Raw genomic sequence first — 18,332 nt, 5'->3', positions numbered from 1 at the left:
GATTACGCGTCCTCTACGTCGTGATACTCCTCGCACGCCTGCAAGGTATTCTGAATCAGTGTTGCTACCGTCATCGGGCCTACGCCGCCCGGGACCGGAGTAATATAGGATGCGCGCGCTGCGGCATCTTCATACACCACGTCGCCGACCACTTTGCCGTTTTCCAGACGGTTAATACCCACGTCCACGACGATTGCGCCCTCTTTGATCCACTCGCCCGGAATAAAGCCCGGCTTGCCGACCGCAACGATCAGCAGATCGGCGTTTTCGACGTGATGACGCAGGTTTTTGGTGAAGCGGTGGGTGACGGTGGTGGTGCAGCCCGCCAGCAGCAGCTCCATGCTCATCGGGCGGCCCACGATGTTGGAGGCGCCAATCACCACGGCGTTCAGGCCATAGGTGTCGATGTTATAACGCTCCAGCAGCGTCACGATGCCGCGCGGGGTGCACGGACGCAGGCGCGGCGCGCGCTGGCACAGGCGGCCCACGTTATACGGATGGAAACCGTCAACGTCTTTGTCCGGCGCGATACGCTCCAGCACCTTCACGTTGTCGATGCCCGCAGGCAGCGGCAGCTGAACCAGAATGCCGTCGATCTCTTTATCGGCATTCAGGGTGTCAATCAGTTCCAGCAGTTCCGCTTCGCTGGTGGTTTCCGGCAGATCGTAAGAGCGGGAGACGAACCCCACCTCTTCACACGCTTTGCGTTTGCTGCCGACATAAATTTGCGAGGCCGGGTTGCTGCCAACCAGCACTACGGCCAGCCCTGGAGCGCGTTTTCCGGCAGCTTTACGCGCCTTCACTTTTTCCGCAACCTCAGAGCGCACCTGCTGCGCAATCGTTTTACCGTCAATAATCTTTGCTGCCATCAGAGAGAAGATTCCGTCTGTAACGTTAGAAAGGGGGGATTACCTGTATTTTGTCAGAAGCGAGCGCCGCTGTCAGTCACCCTTTACGAGATTTCATCGATGGCCCGCAAAACCCCTTCTCAGGGCATGGTCAATTTCTTAGAGGCGATTAGGATGTGACCTGGCAAAATGGCAGCGTTTTGACATATTACAAAATAGATTCCTGAGCTACTTTGTCCTCTCCGAAATAAGCCTTCAATTTTTTAATTGAACGTATTTCTTATTCCCGAATATGCGCGGGAAGGGTTATTTACATTTTAAAGGAATAGACATGAAACTCAGCAACATTGCTTCTACTGTTATTGCAACTCTGGCCCTGGTCGCGGGTGCCGCTCACGCAGAAGATCCGGTAGCACCTGTATCTGTAAACGGTGGTACGGTGCATTTTAAAGGTGAATTAGTGAATGCCGCGTGTTCAGTGAATACTGACTCTTCAGAGCAGACGGTTAATCTCGGCCAGTACCGTACCGCGAAATTCACTAAAGTGGGTGACACCACCTCCAATATTCCCTTCACCATCGAACTGAACGACTGCGATCCTGCGGTAGCGAAAACCGCTGCTGTCGCGTTTACCGGCCAGATCGACGCCACCGACAAAACGCTGCTGGCGGTAAGCTCCGGTAACAACGACAACTCCGCGAAGGGCGTAGGCATTGAGATCCTCGACAGCAAATCCTCCACGCTGACCCCGGACGGTGCAACCTTCTCTGCGGCGCAGAACCTGATTGAAGGGACTAACACCCTGAACTTCACCGCGCGCTATAAAGCCACGGCGGCGACCACCGCGCCGGGCCAGGCAAACGCGGACGCAACATTCGTAATGAAATACGAGTAATGCCTGAGTACAGGGATGTGGCTGGCCTCAGGGAAGAGGTCTTTTGATCGCCTATACCGGGAGCGAAGGATGACAAGGACTGGGATACTGCTGTGTGCCCTTGCGATTGCCTCAGCGGTAAACGCACATACCGTTGTCATAGACGGCGGCAAAGTACACCTCAGGGGAGAGCTGGTTAACGGCGGCTGCGCCGTGGCCCCGGACAGCCAGAATATGCGCGTGGATATGGGGCAATACCGCACAAACGCCTTTTCCGGCGTCGGCAGCTTTTCCACGGTTAATGTGCCTTTCACCGTACGTCTGCTGGATTGCAGCGTGGACGTCTCCCGCACCGTGGGGATCCAGTTCCAGGGAGTGACACCGGCAGAAGACCCGCAGGTTTTCCTGGCGACATCGCGGCCGGGGGAAAATGCGGTCAGCAGCGGTGTCGGACTGGCGCTTTTTGACGAACAGCAACGTCAGATCATCCCGAACGCGACGGCAGTGAGCTGGTTACCCATTAACACCCGCGAGCTGGTATTTCATTTCAGCGCCCGCTACCGCGCTATTTCCGAACACCTTGTACCAGGCACTATTCAGTCGAATGTCTGGTTTACGTTGATTTATCCCTGACGCCTGCGAACTAATTATTAAAGGTACGGTTGTGATGAACACCCTGATTAAACCTGGACTGTTTTTAACTTTTATTTTGATGATGGTTTCTGCCAGCGCGAATGCATCCGGCGGAATTGCGCTGGGCGCGACGCGCGTTATTTATCCGGCCGATGCAAAACAAACGTCGCTGGCGATCACCAACAGCAATAAACAAGAGCGCTATTTAATTAACGCGTGGATAGAAAATGCCAACGGGCAAAAGGAAAAAACCTTTGCCGTCACGCCGCCGCTGTTTGTCAGCGAGCCGGCCAGCGAAAACACCCTGCGCATTATCTACGCAGGCCCGGCGCTGCCTGCCGATCGCGAATCACTCTTTTACATGAACGTCAAAGCGATTCCCTCCGTCAGCAAAAAACATCAGGACGGCAACAACGTCCTGCAACTGGCCATTCTGTCACGCATCAAGCTGTTTGTTCGCCCGGCTAACCTGGCGATGCCGCCGGAAGAGGCGCTCTCACAGCTGCGTTTTGAGCGCGTCGGCAACCATCTTAAGGTGAGCAATGCCTCGCCGTATTACGTCACGCTGGTCAATCTGAAGCTCGGCGGTCAGACGCTGGAGAACCTGATGGTTGCCCCTAAAAGCTCGGCGCAGCAGGTGCTGCCTGCCGCAGCGAGCGGCACGCTCTCCTGGCAGAGTGTGAATGACTACGGTGCCATTACGCCGGCGCGTAGCGTCAGCCTGTGAGCAGAGACAGGGCGATGAACACTCAATGGCGTTACTGCCCGGTTGCGCTGGCACTGATGGCAACGCTCTGGCCACACGCTGGCTGGGGCGAAAGCTACTTTAACCCGGCGTTTCTCTCCGATGACGCGGCGAACGTGGCGGATTTGTCGCGTTTTGAGAAAGGCCACCAGCAGGCACCGGGCGTCTATCGCGTCGATATCTGGCGTAACGATGAGTTTATCGGCACCCAGGACGTGCGGTTTGAGCAAGCCGACAACACGCCGCCGGTCGCGGGCGGTTTGTCGCCGTGCATTACGCGCGCGATGCTCGATCGCTTTGGCGTCAATATCGCCGCCTTCCCGGAACTGAGCAACGTGCAGGGCGAGACCTGCGTTCCGCTCACCACGGCTATTCCGGGCAGCGAAACGGCGTTCAACTTCGCCTCGTTGCGCCTTAACGTCAGTCTGCCTCAGGTGGCGATGCAAAACAGCGCCCGCGGGTATATTCCGCCTGAACAGTGGGATGAAGGCATCCCAGCCGCGCTGCTGAACTACAGCTTCACCGGCAACCGGGGCAGCGACGACGACAGCTACTATCTGAACCTGCAAAGCGGGTTGAACTATGGCGCCTGGCGATTACGCAATAACGGCGCGTGGCGTTATACCGAAAGCAACGGCCAGCGGCACAGCAGCTGGCAAAATATTGGCACCTGGGCGCAGCGTACGGTCATTCCGCTAAAAAGCGAGCTGGTGCTCGGCGACAGCAACACCGGTAACGATGTCTTCGACAGCGTCGGTTTTCGCGGTGGTCGGCTCTATTCGTCCGACAGCATGTATCCGGACAGCCTGCAAGGCTACGCGCCTACCGTACGCGGAATCGCCCGCACCCCTGCCAAAGTGGTGATCCGCCAGAACGGATACGTGATTTACCAAAGCTATGTGCAGCCGGGGGCTTTTGCGATAACTGACCTTAACCCGACCTCCTCAAGCGGTGACCTGGAGGTGACGGTGGAAGAGAAGGACGGCAGCCAGCAGCGCTACACCGTCCCGTATTCCACCGTTCCGTTGCTTCAGCGTGAAGGACGCTGGAAATACGATCTGGTGGCAGGGGACTATCGCAGCGGCAACAGCGAGCAGGACACGCCGTTCTTTACTCAGGGTACGATGATTGCGGGTCTTGCCGACGGCTACACGCTGTACGGCGGAACGCAGCTGGCCTCGCGCTATACCGCCATCGCCATTGGCGCGGGTAAAAACCTCGGTGACTGGGGGGCGGTGTCACTTGACCTCACCCATGCCCGCAGCCAGCTTGCCGATGACAGCCGCCATGAAGGGCAGTCCCTGCGGTTCCTGTACGCAAAATCCCTTAACGGATTCGGCACCAACTTCCAGCTGCTGGGCTATCGCTACTCGACCAAAGGCTTCTACACCCTCGACGATGTGGCCTGGCGCACAATGGAAGGCTACCAGTATGGCGACGATCAGGACGATGACGGCGTGCCGGACGTGCAGAGCTATCACAACCTGACGCTGAATAAAAAAGGACGTTTCCAGCTCAATATCTCCCAGTCTCTTGGCGATTACGGCTCGGTGTACGTGTCGGGCAGCCAGCAAAGTTACTGGGGCACCAGCGAGTCCAACGTCTGGTATCAGCTCGGCTACGCAGGCGGGGTGAAAGGGGTCAGCTACGCCTTATCCTGGTCATGGAACAAGGCCGTCGGCATTGAAGGAACTGACCGGATCGCCTCGTTTAACGTCTCCGTCCCGTTCAGCCTGTTCACCCGTCACGGCTACCGTCGCGATAACGCGATCGACCGGGCCTATGCCACGGCCTCAGCCAGCCGCAACAGCGACGGTGATACCAGTTGGCAGACCGGGATCAGCGGAACGCTGCTCCAGGATCGTAACCTGAACTACAGCGTCACGCAGGGTCACACCAGCAATAACGGTGCCAGCGGCAGCGCCAGCGCCAACTGGCAGGCAACGTACGGTACGCTGGGTGTGGGCTACAACTACACGCGGGATCAGCACGACCTCAACTGGCAGCTCTCCGGCGGCGTGGTAGGGCATTCAGACGGCATCACATTCAGTCAGCCGCTGGGCGATACCAACGTCTTGATCAAAGCGCCGGGCGCGTCAGGCGTGAGCGTCGAAAACCAGACCGGCGTCAAAACAGACTGGCGTGGCTATGCGGTGATGCCGTACGCCACGGTGTACCGTTACAACCGCGTGGCGCTCGACACTAACACCATGAGCAACAACACCGACATTGAAAATAACGTTTCCAGCGTCGTGCCGACGAACGGTGCGCTGGTGCGCGCCAGTTTTGACACCCGCATCGGCGTGCGTGCGTTGCTCACCGTGAAGCGTGATAACCAGCCTGTGCCGTTTGGGGCGGTGGTGCGTGAGACGCAGAGCGGCGTAACCAGCATGGTGGGCGATGACGGTCAGATTTACCTGAGCGGGCTGCCGCTGAGCGGGGAACTGCTGATTCAGTGGGGAGACGGGAAGCAGTCCCAGTGTCGTGCGCCCTACAGCCTGCCAGAACAGAGCCTGCAACAGGCGATCACACTTAAGGGGATCCGCTGTGAATAAAATCCATTATCTGGGGCTATCCCTTCTGGCATTTTTGCCGCTATCTGAGGCGTTCGCCACCGTCTGCGTCAATGAAAATGGCGTGCCGACGGAGGTGTATTACGACCTGACGGATAAATTCAACAGCTCCAATAACCAGGTGGGGCAGATTGTTACACTCAGCGAGAAGTCCCAGTGGGTGGGCGTCAACGCCGTCTGCCCTAAGGGAACGTCCGGGAACACCACCAAGCGTAGCTATGTGACCGAATTCCCGGTCACAGGCACCAGCGATGGCTACCAGTATCTGAAGCTAAACGACTATCTGGACGGGGCGATGAAAATCACCGACAGCTACGCTGGCACGTTCTATCCACCCAGAAAGTACATTCAGATGGGGAGCCATCCGAACGTGTCTAAAAACAAACCGTTTGGAGTACAGGATTCCAGCCTCGTCTTTCGGCTTAAGGTGACCCGACGCTTTATCAATATGGTGGTGATCCCCCGGGCAATCATGTTCCGGGTTTACGTCACCACGACCTCCACGGATCCGCTCACCACGCCGGTTTATACCATCAGCTACAGCGGGACCATTCAGGTGCCTCAGAGCTGTGAGATTAATGCCGGAAATGTGGTGGAGTTCGATTTCGGAGACATCGGCGCCTCTCTGTTCAGTAAAGCGGGCATCGGAAATAAGCCGGAAGGGATCTCAGCGCAAAGCAAAACCATCGGCATAAAATGCACCAACGTCGAGGCGAACGCCATGCTCACAATGCGTGTTGAAGCGGAGAAGGTTTCAGGCAGTACGCTGGTCTCTGATAACGCGGATGTGGGTTTTGTGATTGCCAACAGTAATGGTGTGCCGCTGACGCCGAACAACCTGACCAGCAAAATCCCGTTCCGTCTGGACGATAGCGCACAGGCACAGGTGGGGATCCGCGCGTGGCCTGTCAGCGTGACCGGTAAAAAACCTGCCGAGGGGCGTTTTACCTCTCGCGGCTATTTACGCGTCGACTATGACTAAGGAGCAGGTATGCGAAACGGAATGCGGTATTTAGCCGTCGCGCTCTTTGCGCTTTGCTCCCCTGCGCACGCAGAGACGGCGCTTGGGGAAATTAACATTCAGCTCTATGGCAATATCGTGGATTTTACCTGCGTGGCGGAGGGGGACGACAGCAATAAAACCGTCACGCTCGGCACCTGGCCCACGAAACAGCTCCGCACAACGGGAAGCCGGACGCAGCCTGTACCGTTCACCCTGAAGCTGACCGGATGCCCGCCGGGGGCGGCTTCGATCACATTTACGGGGAAGATGGACGGGCATGATAACAGCCTGCTGGCGCTGAATGATGCCAGCGCGGCCAGTAACGTGGCCGTGGAGATCCTCGACCGGGATAAAACGCGCCTCGCGTTGCAGCAGGCCAGCCAGACGGTGTCGGTGGATGCGCAGGGAAATGCCGAACTGTCGTTTTATGCCAATTATATCGCCACGGCGGATAACCCGCAGCCGGGCCGGGCTGATGCCGATGCAACTTTCATGATTAATTATAATTAATCGTATCCCCTCTCCCTGTAACGGTTATATGTTGCAGGGAGAGGGAAGGATTACAGTAATTCGTGCGCTTTCGCGTAATCAATTAATTCAACGATACTTTGTACGCCCAGCTTGGAAAAAATATTAGACTTATGGGCGCTAATTGTTTTGTTGCTAAGTAATAATTGATCCGCAATCTCCTTATTAGATAATCCGTTCGCCAGATATCGCAGAACCGTCACTTCACGATTCGATAATGGCATATCCACAGCGGCGCCTGTCCGGGAGCCTGTATGGTTTATAAAACTCAATGTTTCTGACGGGAAAAAAGAATAGCCCGTCAGTATCATTTCCACCGCGTTATAAATTTCCCCCAGATCTTTCCGCTTACTGACAAAACCATTTGCCCCGGCGCGGATGGCGCGCCCTGCGTAGAAGGCTTCAGATTTCGAAGAGAGGAAGAGAATCTTAATATCTTTATTTAAGTTTCTGATTCTTTTCAATAATACGAAGCCGTCCGTGCCTGTCATTTCGATATCGAGAATGACCAGGTCGATGGGGTGGTTGCGTATACAGTCAAGCACTTCGTGGCTGTCGCCTGACTTCAGTTTGACCTGGATGTTTTTATTTTTCTGTAGCAGGACTTCTATCGACATTCTGACGATAGGGTGTTCGTCCATAATGATAACGGATGCCGGTTTCATTTTTTATGCCTCAGATTGTTAAAAGCGTTATGCTGAGTTTTGTTAAAACTCTCGAAAAGCCGGAAGGATAATTACGCAGATCCTTGTACGGTAGATCCCTGGGAAGAGCGAAAGCATCCTTGTTTACGTAGTGGTGATATCAATGCCTGAGCGCAGTTATCTCATAAGGCTGTTATGGCAAAATGATTTTTCTTATTCGCGTGTCAAACACGTCTTATTATACCGTTTAAGTATTGTCCGAAAAGCCTGTAAATTAATGTCCATATATTGATGATTATTATCTTCTGTATCTGAATCGCTAACTTTTTAAAATTAGCAAAAATGTCCTGATATTGCATTTACCACACAGTTTCATCTTTATGTAATAACAAAAAATAAACGATCTTACTGTATGTTGATCAAATGTTAACAATACGCAGGTCGTGACAAAGTGCTTTTCGCCTGTCCGCTACCTCTGATGTCCGCTCTTTAGCGCGTCATTGCCTCATTTCTAACACCTCAGGCAAGGAGGATGATCCCTTCGTCAAAACAGCACTATCTGCTGTTTTCTTCACCTCTCATCGCTTTTATTTACAGATAAATCGCTTGTTTTTACACCATTATCATCCTGTTAACGGAAACGTCAGAAACTTAACGCATGGATAAAATGACTCTCGTTTAGCGTACAGGCAGCATTTCGCATGGTTTAAGTTGAAGAATTAGGAATAGTTATAAAATCGAAAGTTTTGTTAAAAAACACAAAAAATTAACATATGTCCTAAGTATTTTCTTAAAGGTCTTTAGGAATTAATGGGTTACTGAATACGTTAATACGTGAAATCTGAAAGGTTGTTGAGAAGATGTAGCAACTCATGACGATGATTCAGCCCAAGTTTCGCCAGGATGCAGCTGAGACGGTAAATAATGCGGCTATAGGGGCGGTTCTGTAACTGAGCAATCTGTCGCAGGGTGCTACCCTGCGACAGCGCCTGCAGGATCGGCCATTCATCACGTGAAAACCACTCTTTCCGGTGGCCGGCGGGTGACGGCGCTTCCAGCAAGGTTTGTTGCAAAGCCCGCGGCGTAAGTTGCCGTTCAATCACATGAAAAGGGCCAGCCGCTTTGCAAAACAGGCGTGTATCGTAATCATCGGCGCGGATGAGCAGGTAGGGTGTCAGGTAGGGGGCGAACAGGCTGTGGCGTCGTAATCGGTCCAGCAGGTCAATAAGCGGCGAGGCGCGGCTTTCTACATCTACCACCAGACGTGATGAAGGCCACTGATTCAGATCGCTGAGGGCGGCTTCCAGGGTGGAATAGTCACAGCAATTGCTCAGGGGAGAGTGCCCGCTCAGAAAACCGGAACGGAAAAAGTTATCCTGTGTGACCAGGACGATAAAGGGAGCATCGGTTTTGCGGGTCTGGTTGATTGACTGGCTCAAATATTCGAGACGATCAAAAAATGGGAGAGCAAAAGGCGAGTGCGTTGAACCCGGTGAATCACTTCCTGTCCGACGACGCCGGTAACGGCGTACTGTCATTCGCATAGCTTCCCTCTTGGCGATGACCGTTCAGTCCTCCTGCCATCTCCAGGATGGCCAATAATATCCCTGACCGAAGCGCGCGCCAGCCTGAAGCGCAAACTTACGGTCCGTTTCTGTTTCAATGCCTTCTATGAGTACATTTTCAGCAATTTTTGAACAAAGCGTGACCAGGTTTGCCAGCGCTGGCGTTGCACGTAAACGCCAGAAAGCGATCTTATCGATTTTTATTCCGCTTAACGGCATGCGGCAGGACAAAAACGCGCGCCCTGACGCTTCATCAATGTCATCCAACCAGATCCGATGTCCTTGCGCCGTCAACTGCTGAAGCGCACAACTCACCCTCAGACGTGCCGGGTCTGAGAGAGAAAAGAAGGAAGCAGGTTCCACGAGTTCAATGTTCAGCGGTGGGCTGTTAAGTTGCAGTAAACGCTGGAACATTTCCGGTATGGTCAGAACGGTTATCGGCAAATTTATGAAAAGGTTGTCGCAGGGAAAGGGTTTTTTTAACGCAGCGATCTGAGCTTCCAGCAGCATAAGCGCCCGAGCAGCGGACCAGTCGTGAAAAAAGCCTTCGCTTTGCTGATGCGGTGACAGCACGCTGAGCACTTCAGCCCCTACCGTGCGCGAAGAGGAGAGGGCGACAATGGGTTCAAGCTTGATGCCTGTAATGTCGTGTGAGATGTGCTGCACGCACGAGGGGAAACCTGTCTGGTCTGGCGCTGTCACTCCGTCGTCCTGTTCATTTCCAGCCTCCAGGCGGCCGGGATACCGCAGGACAGTGTGAAGGGGAAGTAAACAGGAAAACAGCAGGCGTTACTTAAAAGCGGCTAAGCCTTTTCGCAGCCCGTAAAAGAGGGATAAATGTTGAAAAAACAGCCGTATTTACAATCAGCTAGTCATTAACGGCAGAGAAGGTGGAAAAGGCATTGACTCACTACGCATTGACCGTATAATTCCAGGCGTTTCACCACCGCGAAGTACACTCTTCTCCGTGCGCCCTTAGCTCAGTTGGATAGAGCAACGGCCTTCTAAGCCGTAGGTCGTAGGTTCGAATCCTACAGGGCGTGCCATTAAATATCATGCACATACGCTAGTCTCAAACTGGCCTGATTTTCTCCATGCGTCGTATTTGTGTCATGATTGCCAAAAATGGCATCAATTTTCCGTGCGTGTTCGCTTTAGTGTTTCGGTGCCAGGTGAGCATATCGACGAACCATTTCGATACTTTCCCCGCCGCCCATTTCCTGAAGAACAGATAACGGGACGCCAGACTGAATTAACCAGCTCGCCCATGTATGTCTCAGGTCGTGGAATCGGAAATCTTCGATACCTGCACGACGACATGCTGCATTCCATGCGCTCTGGTCATCAACCCGCATTTTCCTCACTGATGGAGTTCTGCGAGTTGTATCGAGAATGACGCGTTAATTATCGATTCAAGCATGGCGCGCCTGAAACAGAAAAGGCCGGATGAGTACGGTCTTCTTTTTGACCATTATGTCAAAAATATCTCTAAGCGTGTGCTTGGGCGAAAGTTACGTCTGTCAGAGGGAATGATTCGCATTAAATTTCAGATGGCGGAAGCTTTTATTGATGGCTGCCCGGCGATGCTGGATATTCGGCTGGAGATGGATTATTGAACACCTTCAAGGGCCGGAAAAGGCCCTTATCTTTCCTCTTCAAGGTAACGGGTGGCCTGTGCGGAGATCATGGTTAAAAACTGCTTAGCTGTGATCCCCCATAACTCAGGGTGAAAGTCGAACTTATACAGTTCAAGAAACTCCATTTCTAAGTCTTTGCTTGTATTGATGAAATTTATGCAATCTGTGACTACGCCTCGGGCATACTCAGGCCCCTCGCATTTAAGGTATTCATCCATCACCTCCTCAATGGTTTCTCCGAAGAGGTCATAATCCTGATTGAAGTAGGTCGCTATAAGGTGATCCAGGTATCTATAAATCATCATTATCTCAGTATCGGGAAGGCGGTCAGAACGTAATATGGTTTATCGTTGTACATTTGAAGCTCAAGTACGACACGCATTTTATGAGACTTGATCACAGAGCCAGTGGCAGACTCAATTCCAAAACCGACCTCTTTTCCTGCAAAAAAGTCGATATTCAGTTTCGCTCCCGGTCTCGTTGTTTTGGCCCAATTGGTGATATAAGACGAATTGAACCTCAACGCCTGGGAAATTGCCTCCTCTGCTACGCGCCGATTATAGAAAGTGCTGCTACCGGATAACGTTGGTCGGTTAGCCAGACGGGTTCGCAGCTCCGCTTCACTTAGCCCCACATGGCGAGATAGTGTATGTCCCCCAGGTTTATATCCGGTCGCTGATTCATGTTCCATCAGTTTAATCCGACCAACACGAACAGAGGCAATACGTACAGCCCCCAAAGCAAGGCCAAAGGCTACGGGAACAGCAATATCGACAGTCAGGCCAATATTAAGCGCAGTCTTTTCATCAGCTCCAAGACGGCGAGCTGTATCAGTAGCTAACTGATACGCTGCTGTCCGTGTATCTCGACCCGTCAGAGTCTGGTCAATAGCAGCATTGAGGCTGTCGAGTCCATGCGCACCAACAACAATGCAGGCCGCTTTAGTCAGCGTCGTTGGGTCTGGCGCTGCGCACAAAATTGTCGCACCGGCCAGTTCAACGGTACTCATTGCTACACCGAGTCCGCCCAGCAACCGATTCTGCAGTGTCTCTGCTTCAGTTACTGTTTTATCAGACATTACGGCGGCCAGTTGTACCGGCGACATTACGACCTGTAATCCATCGCTCATATTGATACTCCGATTATCTTTCCGCCAATCATAAAAAATGTTAGTGCGTTACGCAAAAAGACTGGGCCAGCTTATTGTGGCTCAGGGGCAGCGGGGAGAGGAATATAACGAAAATCTCGGTCGCTATGTGGCCGCCGCGTTTATTGCAATGGAACGCCTTGATAGCGCCCCTGGCGTCAGAGTTGATGATGGACGTAGCGGGAATGGGATAACCGGTGACGGCGACCAAAGCTAACTTCTTGATTAAATGCCATGAGCGATCTGCAGCCTAAGAGACCAGCACCCGAGGGTTATCCTTTATCGTCCCGGCGATGGCTACAACTTCGTCTCGAACTGCGCGGGCTGATGCGTTTTTTTCGGCTACGTACTCAGCGGATGGAAGATTAAACCAATTTCCGGCTCCGTCCTGAATTTCGCGAAAGTAATTTCTGGACTCCATTGCTTCATGAAGGCAATCGTAGTCATCGGATGATGCACCGCCAGGTCGGCGATTTTTTCCGTTTACGTGCCATATGGCTTGCTTTTTCAATATTGTGTTTCTCAGTCGGTTAGAAAGAGTATTTTGCATTTAAAGAAAATGACTCGTTAATTTGGGTTTTTGCAAAAAAGAATTTTATTCATATTGTTTGTATCGTGCAGGATGCAGAAGTAATGTCACGGTATCAGTTAGCTTTAGGATTCATTTCTTTTCTAATAATCGGTGTTATTAGTGTCCGGAGCTAAATGACAGCTGTTAAACATAAAGCTTCGGTTTTTTACCGGAGCTTTTTTATATCTGCTTAATGTGCACCGGTTCTAGGTAGCGATGAATCGATATCAACTTAAGAGCATGAGCGCAGCCACATCCTTAGATGTGGCAAAGAATTTACAGAGCCTTACATGCATGGGGCTTTTTTCCTCAAATTCCTGAGCGCAGGCTCTTCAGCTCTCTCTGGATCAGTACCTGTGAAAAATGCACGTCTTGCGCTGGCTGCCGCCCCGCTTTTCCTGGTCATGGCGGTAGATTTTACCGGGCGGATGATGTCGTTCCTGGCTGATGATGTGCTGGTGGTCTGCTTTATTGCCGTCGCACTGCCGCTTATCCGCCAGAAAGAATAGCGCCCTTATCATGCGTCCTGCGGGGCGCATTATTAAGCACGTTGATCCCCGTCACCCGACGGAATAATTCCTTCTTTTATTAATATCAGGAGATTCCCATGTTTGAAAAAGCCCCCGACGTATGGGGATGGTTTTCTTTGTCTGTTACCTGGGTGAAGTCCAACTCCTATCTGTACTGGGGGAGCTTCACGGCCTTCCTGGCGGCACTGTGGTCAGGGCTCTGCGACAAACATGGCTGGTGCTCCTCGTTGTTTGGTGGGCTACTGGCGACCATCATCACCCTGAGTATTCTGGCGGTAATGAAAAAGACCGGGTTACACGAAGAGTGGATGCCCAGGTTGGGCCGATACCCCCAGCTTCCTTGCCGGGGGAGAGCGCCATTAGTGCCCTGTAACGGCCGCGGCGGCGACCGGATGGTCAGCGTTAGCGACCACAGTTGCACGGGCGACGGGATGATAACTACCGTCTGTTGCGGCTGCGACGGCGACAGGGTGATCGGCAGATACCACCGCCGTGGTGCGGGCGACAGGATGGTTACCTTCACCGGTGGCCGCCGCAACGGCAACAGGATGATCGGCGGAGGCGACGGCAGTGGCACGGGCTACCGGATGATTTGCAAATGCAGAAAATGATGCCGCAGTGAAAGCCAGAGCGAGAATGACTTTTTTCATAATATAACTCCTGATGTTTTCCCTGTATGGACAGGGACCATTATTTTAATAACGATGATTGGTAATTATTGAGAATTGTGCAATGGATATTGCTTCGTCTGAATCAAATACTCTGACAATGTATCTGGAAAACACGTTATTGATAATTGAAGTCAATATACCTTTCCAGTTTTAAATTGTTTATTTTTAAATTTATGGTCGTTTTGTGTAAAAATAAATTATTTGCCTGGTAAAGCATATTTAGCTAAAGGAGAGGATTTTTCGCCGGGCAGAATAGTATCACCTTCAATGTATAAGAAAGGCTTAAAATGAAAAAATATTTACTCATCGCGTTGAGCTTTCTGGCTATCACCAGTCCGGCGAGTTACGCTGGCATCCGATCGCTGGTGGAGGATGGCACGGTTCTGCAGAGCCAAATTATTACGCATACCCGAGAAGGGTATCATCCGCTGCGTACCTTAACCGCGGGCACGATTGGTGGCGTAGTGGGTCACCAGTTCGGTAACGGCAAAGGGAAAACCGCCATGACGGTGGCCGGTGCAACAGCCGGGGCGGCGGCTTCTCATAACCGGCAGTCTTACGAATTGGCAGCACAGGAAGTGAAGTTACTTATCAAGACTCAATCCGGGCAGACTATTCAGGTGGTGCAGCACAATAATGGTTTGACATTTAACCCTGGCGACAAAGTTCGTATCATCACAACGGGTTCTAATACCACCGTGGAAAAATCATACTAAGCACATTATTATGATTACAAAAATGAAATACCGTGGTTTTCACGTCTTTTATAAAAATAACGATACACGATACCTGGAAATACTGGACGATATATTGTCCTGTAATGTAAAACGACTCAGCGTTAAGATGGTATTTAAAAGCCTTCCGCATACCCACGTCTCTTTACTGATTACCCCCTACGGACAGTTTGTATTAAAGATTTACTCCCCCAGGAAAAAAAGGATAGAAAAATTTTTCAAATCGTTTTTTACGCCCAACCCCAACGAAAATTTGATTGAGCGGATCGACTATGCTGGCAGGCAAGGTCATACCTTCCCGAATGATTTTTATCTCCTGGCTGAACGCCGGATTTTCAGATTCGCAAAAATCTCGCTCATGTTGTTTGAGTATGTCCCCGGTCCGGAGTTACGCGTTCTTCCCGCGATCACGCCGGACATAAAGCGTGAAATCCGACACAGTATGCAGAAAATGCACAATCTGAAAATCATTTCCGGCGATGCGCACGGCGGGAACTTCATCCTGAGTGAAAAAGGAATAAGGATCATCGATCTGTCCGGGAAGCGTTGTAGCGCGAAAAGGATTGTTGAAGACAACGTGACGGCCAGCCTGCGCATTGGTATTCCCATTGAATCCCACCGGCGTTGGGAAAAACGCCTGATCGCAAAAAAAATCAGACGACACCATAAAATCGTCCAGAGGAAGTATCTGGCGCGTTCAAATACCGCTTAAACCCTTTATTCATGCAGGACAACAGCCTGTTATAAAAGAATTTTCCCTGGTATATGGCATTTTCGCCAATCCTCTACCATGCTCATTACACCTCACCGTTTCGCGTGGGGGCTTTTCGTAGTTGCTCATTAATCTTAAGGAAAAAGTTTATGAAAAAAACGACTGCTATTTTGTTGGGCACCGCGTTTCTGTTTACCACCAACGCCTTTGCGGCTGAAATGATGACAAAAAACGAATTCGAAAAAGTTGAGTCTCAGTACGAAAAAATCGGTACCGTGAGCACGGCTAACGAAGTCTCTGTCGACGATGCGAAAAAAGAGCTGGTCGAAAAGGCCGATAAAGAAGGTGCTGATGTGCTGGTGCTGACTTCCGGTAATACAAACAACAAAATTCACGGCACCGCCGATATTTACAAGAAAAAATAACGCTTTAGCAACCACCCCTGTCTGGGGTGGTTGTGCTCCGTACTTCTCCCCCACATCGTTTTTAGCCTCTTCTCGCGCAGTGCTCCTCGTTGACGCTTGATTACGTATATATAATGCGTATAGTTCTCATTTGCATTTCATTTGATAAATACTAAGGCCCGACAACGGGCCATTTTTGCGCGCACGTTAAGAGCTCATTATGAACAACACCACAATGCACAAAACGCTGCTGGCGATTGCCATCGGCGCGGTTACACACTCCGCCTTTGCGGCGGAAGAGAAAAAAGAGGACACCATCGTGGTCCAGTCCACGGCGGGGAGTGATTTCAAACCCGGCGGTGACCAGCTGCTTCCGGCCTTCCTCGACGGCCAGGTGGCTAACGGCGGACGTATGGGGATGCTCGGGCAGCAGAACGCCATGGACGTGCCGTTCAACATCATTAGCTACACCTCGAAGCTGGTGGAAGATCAGCAGGCGAAAACCATTGCTGACGTGGTCGCTAACGACGCGGGCGTGCAGTTCGTTCAGGGGTACGGCAACAGCGCGGAAACCTTCCGTATCCGCGGCCTGAAGTTTGACGGCGACGATATGACCTTTGGCGGATTGTCTGGCGTACTGCCGCGTCAGGTGGTGGATGCCCAGATGGTTGACCGCATCGAGATCTTCAAAGGGGCCAACTCCCTGATGAACGGCGCGGCCAGCTCGGGCGTGGGCGGGATGATCAACCTTGAGCCAAAACACGCGGGCGACATCCCGCAGGCGAAAGTGGGCGTCGACTACACCTCGGATTCCCAGATTGGCACCACGCTGGATGCGGGGCGTCGCTTTGGCGATAACGACCAGTTCGGCGCGCGGGTGAACCTTGTGCATCGTGAAGGCGAAACCGGCGTGCCGAACGACCGCCGCCGCACCACGCTGCTCTCCACCGGTCTGGATTACAAAGGTGACCGTTTCCGCACCTCGCTGGACCTGGGCTATCAGAAAAAAACCTTCCACGGCAGCCCGACCAGCGTCAACATCTCGGCGGTGGACTTCGTGCCTGAACCACCGAAGAACGATCGCAACTTCTCGCAGAAGTGGGCCTACAGCGATATCGAAAACGAATTCGGCATGTGGCGCAGCGAGTACGACATTACCGATAGCTGGACGGCCTATACCGGCCTCGGCGCACAGCACGCGCACGAAGAGGGGATCTACAGCGCGCCGAAGCTGATGGATAAAAGCGGTAATGCGACGGTCAGCCGCCTTGATACCAACCGCATCAGCGATTCCGTCAGCGGCATGGCGGGCATTCGCGGTAACTTCATGACCGGCTTCGTCTCGCACAAGGTGAATGTCGGGTATTCGGCGATGACCAAAAACGAAAAAATCGCGTGGAAAATGTCTGCCGCGGCGGATAACCCGACCACCAACATCTACCACAACACTGGCGTTGCTATGCCGGACAGCAGCAACTTCAGCGGCTCAGGCGGCAAATACAGCGATCCGCTGACCAGCGGGCGCACCCGCACGCAGGGCTGGCTGTTGAGCGATACCCTGGGCGTGCTGGACGACAAACTGCTGTTTACCGCAGGCGCACGCCATCAGAAAGTGGTGATTCGCGGGTACAACAAAATTACCGGTGCGGAAAACGACGCGGACGGTTTTGACGGTAGCCGCTGGATGCCAACCTACGGCGTGGTCTATAAGCCGTGGGAGGAAATTTCCCTCTACGCCAACCACACCGAGGCGTTACAGCCCGGTGAAACCGCGCCTCGCTCAGCAAACAACTACGGCCAGAGCACCGGTATCGTGCACTCTAAGCAGAACGAAGTGGGTGTAAAGGCGGACTTTGGCCGCGTGGGCGGCTCCCTGGCACTGTTTGAGATCAAAATGCCGTCGGCTATCCTCGACGACAGCGGCCACTACGGCCTGGACGCTGAACAGCGTAACCGCGGCGTGGAGCTGAACGTTTTCGGCGAGCCAACGCTCGGGATGCGTCTGAACGCCAGCGCCACCTGGCTTCAGGCCGAGCTGACCAAAACTAAAAACGGCGTGAGCCAGGGGAACGACGCGATCGGTATTCCGAGCTTCTACGCCGTGCTGGGGGCAGAATACGATATCAAGCCGATTGAGGGCCTGACGGCGACCGCGCGCGTTAACCACTCCGGCACGCAGTATGCTGACCTGGCGAACACCAAAAAGCTGGACAGCTACACCACGCTGGATCTGGGTATGCGCTATCGCTTCGCGGTGAACCACAATGAAAACCAGATGACCGTGCGCGCAGGCATCGACAACGTGACCAACGAGAACTACTGGTCAAGCGTGGATGATTCCGGTACTTACATCACTCAGGGCGAGCCGCGTACCTTTAAGGTCTCGGTTGGCTACGAGTTCTAAGCGTTCCACCTCGTTATCCGGGGCAGGGACGCCCCAATCCCTTCGTTGTTGTGTTATAAAATTGTAATAAAAGCTTCTTACACTGGTCGCCACATCCTTACCTCTTGGC

Annotated in this window: 20 protein-coding genes, 1 tRNA gene and 1 pseudogene; 14 read left to right on the top strand and 8 right to left on the bottom strand. The window is 52.6% G+C overall.

Annotated elements, in window-relative coordinates; translation table 11 throughout:
- Positions 1–2: 2 nt before the first annotated feature.
- A complete protein-coding gene (folD, locus tag AC4OVS_RS16860; protein WP_008499332.1) occupies positions 3–869 on the bottom strand; it encodes a bifunctional methylenetetrahydrofolate dehydrogenase/methenyltetrahydrofolate cyclohydrolase FolD in 867 nt (288 codons plus the stop codon).
- 310 nt (positions 870–1,179) lie between these two features.
- Between folD and fimA the strand changes: the two genes are divergently transcribed.
- The 6 genes from fimA (at position 1,180) to sfmF (ending at position 7,186) form a co-directional block, all read left to right on the top strand.
- Positions 1,180–1,743, top strand: a complete 564-nt coding sequence (fimA, locus tag AC4OVS_RS16855) for a type 1 fimbrial major subunit FimA (protein ID WP_022647305.1) — start codon at positions 1,180–1,182, stop codon at positions 1,741–1,743.
- A gap of 69 nt (positions 1,744–1,812) precedes the next feature.
- On the top strand, positions 1,813–2,355 hold the full coding sequence (gene fimI, locus AC4OVS_RS16850; RefSeq protein WP_023305613.1) for a type 1 fimbrial protein subunit FimI: 543 nt from the start codon (positions 1,813–1,815) through the stop codon (positions 2,353–2,355).
- A 34-nt stretch (positions 2,356–2,389) separates the two neighbouring features.
- Positions 2,390–3,082 (top strand): type 1 fimbria chaperone FimC, encoded by a 693-nt coding sequence (gene fimC / locus AC4OVS_RS16845; protein ID WP_022647307.1) that lies wholly within the window; start codon positions 2,390–2,392, stop codon positions 3,080–3,082.
- 14 nt (positions 3,083–3,096) lie between these two features.
- Positions 3,097–5,655, top strand: a complete 2,559-nt coding sequence (locus tag AC4OVS_RS16840) for a fimbrial biogenesis usher protein (RefSeq protein ID WP_038415566.1) — start codon at positions 3,097–3,099, stop codon at positions 5,653–5,655.
- Positions 5,648–6,655, top strand: a complete 1,008-nt coding sequence (gene fimH / locus AC4OVS_RS16835; protein WP_022647309.1) for a type 1 fimbria D-mannose specific adhesin FimH — start codon at positions 5,648–5,650, stop codon at positions 6,653–6,655. Before AC4OVS_RS16840 ends, fimH begins: the two co-directional genes overlap by 8 nt.
- A 9-nt stretch (positions 6,656–6,664) precedes the next feature.
- Positions 6,665–7,186, top strand: a complete 522-nt coding sequence (sfmF, locus tag AC4OVS_RS16830; protein ID WP_023299488.1) for a fimbria assembly protein — start codon at positions 6,665–6,667, stop codon at positions 7,184–7,186.
- Between the two features lie 50 nt (positions 7,187–7,236).
- On the opposite strand, the gene fimZ is transcribed toward sfmF, so the two are convergent.
- From fimZ to AC4OVS_RS16815, 3 genes are all read right to left on the bottom strand, one after another.
- Positions 7,237–7,869: a fimbria biosynthesis transcriptional regulator FimZ gene (gene fimZ / locus AC4OVS_RS16825; RefSeq protein WP_491922583.1), complete on the bottom strand. Its 633-nt coding sequence runs from the start codon at positions 7,867–7,869 to the stop codon at positions 7,237–7,239.
- 806 nt (positions 7,870–8,675) lie between these two features.
- A complete protein-coding gene (locus tag AC4OVS_RS16820) occupies positions 8,676–9,392 on the bottom strand; it encodes a helix-turn-helix domain-containing protein (protein ID WP_023299489.1) in 717 nt (238 codons plus the stop codon).
- Positions 9,393–9,416: 24 nt separating this feature from the next.
- Positions 9,417–10,079, bottom strand: coding sequence for an EAL domain-containing protein (locus tag AC4OVS_RS16815; protein WP_032670951.1), 663 nt, complete (start codon positions 10,077–10,079; stop codon positions 9,417–9,419).
- A 303-nt stretch (positions 10,080–10,382) separates the two neighbouring features.
- Here AC4OVS_RS16815 and AC4OVS_RS16810 point away from each other — a divergent pair.
- A tRNA-Arg gene (locus tag AC4OVS_RS16810) sits at positions 10,383–10,459 on the top strand.
- On the opposite strand, the pseudogene AC4OVS_RS16805 reads toward AC4OVS_RS16810, so the two are convergent.
- Positions 10,460–10,786, bottom strand: a pseudogene (locus AC4OVS_RS16805) (site-specific integrase); the annotation flags it as partial.
- Positions 10,787–10,798: 12 nt separating this feature from the next.
- Between AC4OVS_RS16805 and AC4OVS_RS16800 the strand changes: the two are divergent.
- The gene (locus AC4OVS_RS16800) at positions 10,799–11,029 is read left to right on the top strand and encodes an antiterminator Q family protein (RefSeq protein ID WP_370967635.1); all 231 of its coding nucleotides are present in this window, start codon (positions 10,799–10,801) and stop codon (positions 11,027–11,029) included.
- A gap of 26 nt (positions 11,030–11,055) precedes the next feature.
- On the opposite strand, the gene AC4OVS_RS16795 is transcribed toward AC4OVS_RS16800, so the two are convergent.
- Positions 11,056–11,355, bottom strand: a complete 300-nt coding sequence (locus AC4OVS_RS16795) for a contact-dependent growth inhibition system immunity protein (protein ID WP_032624716.1) — start codon at positions 11,353–11,355, stop codon at positions 11,056–11,058.
- Entirely contained in the window at positions 11,355–12,179 is an 825-nt protein-coding gene (locus tag AC4OVS_RS16790) for an RNase A-like domain-containing protein (protein WP_032624715.1), read from the bottom strand. The genes AC4OVS_RS16795 and AC4OVS_RS16790 overlap by 1 nt, the downstream gene beginning before the upstream one ends.
- 43 nt (positions 12,180–12,222) lie before the next feature.
- Here AC4OVS_RS16790 and AC4OVS_RS16785 point away from each other — a divergent pair, with 43 nt between their 5' ends.
- Both AC4OVS_RS16785 and AC4OVS_RS16780 read left to right on the top strand, forming a co-directional pair.
- Entirely contained in the window at positions 12,223–12,414 is a 192-nt protein-coding gene (locus AC4OVS_RS16785; protein ID WP_241973734.1) for a hypothetical protein, read from the top strand.
- 710 nt (positions 12,415–13,124) lie between these two features.
- Positions 13,125–13,277: a DUF3927 family protein gene (locus AC4OVS_RS16780; RefSeq protein WP_032624714.1), complete on the top strand. Its 153-nt coding sequence runs from the start codon at positions 13,125–13,127 to the stop codon at positions 13,275–13,277.
- A 380-nt stretch (positions 13,278–13,657) separates the two neighbouring features.
- Here the strand turns inward: AC4OVS_RS16780 and AC4OVS_RS16775 are convergent, their stop codons facing one another.
- Positions 13,658–13,948 (bottom strand): hypothetical protein, encoded by a 291-nt coding sequence (locus AC4OVS_RS16775; protein ID WP_022647314.1) that lies wholly within the window; start codon positions 13,946–13,948, stop codon positions 13,658–13,660.
- Positions 13,949–14,256: 308 nt separating this feature from the next.
- Here AC4OVS_RS16775 and AC4OVS_RS16770 point away from each other — a divergent pair, with 308 nt between their 5' ends.
- From AC4OVS_RS16770 to AC4OVS_RS16755, 4 genes are all read left to right on the top strand, one after another.
- Entirely contained in the window at positions 14,257–14,685 is a 429-nt protein-coding gene (locus tag AC4OVS_RS16770; protein ID WP_045621279.1) for a glycine zipper 2TM domain-containing protein, read from the top strand.
- A gap of 10 nt (positions 14,686–14,695) precedes the next feature.
- Entirely contained in the window at positions 14,696–15,415 is a 720-nt protein-coding gene (locus AC4OVS_RS16765) for a lipopolysaccharide core heptose(II) kinase RfaY (protein WP_491922582.1), read from the top strand.
- A gap of 149 nt (positions 15,416–15,564) precedes the next feature.
- Positions 15,565–15,840 (top strand): DUF1471 family periplasmic protein YahO, encoded by a 276-nt coding sequence (gene yahO, locus AC4OVS_RS16760; protein ID WP_022647318.1) that lies wholly within the window; start codon positions 15,565–15,567, stop codon positions 15,838–15,840.
- 199 nt (positions 15,841–16,039) lie between these two features.
- Entirely contained in the window at positions 16,040–18,223 is a 2,184-nt protein-coding gene (locus AC4OVS_RS16755) for a TonB-dependent receptor (protein WP_491922581.1), read from the top strand.
- Positions 18,224–18,332: the final 109 nt, after the last annotated feature.

The sequence above is a fragment of the Enterobacter sp. 4974935 genome, from assembly GCF_058661735.1.
This window is presented reverse-complemented; position numbering and strand designations above follow the sequence as displayed.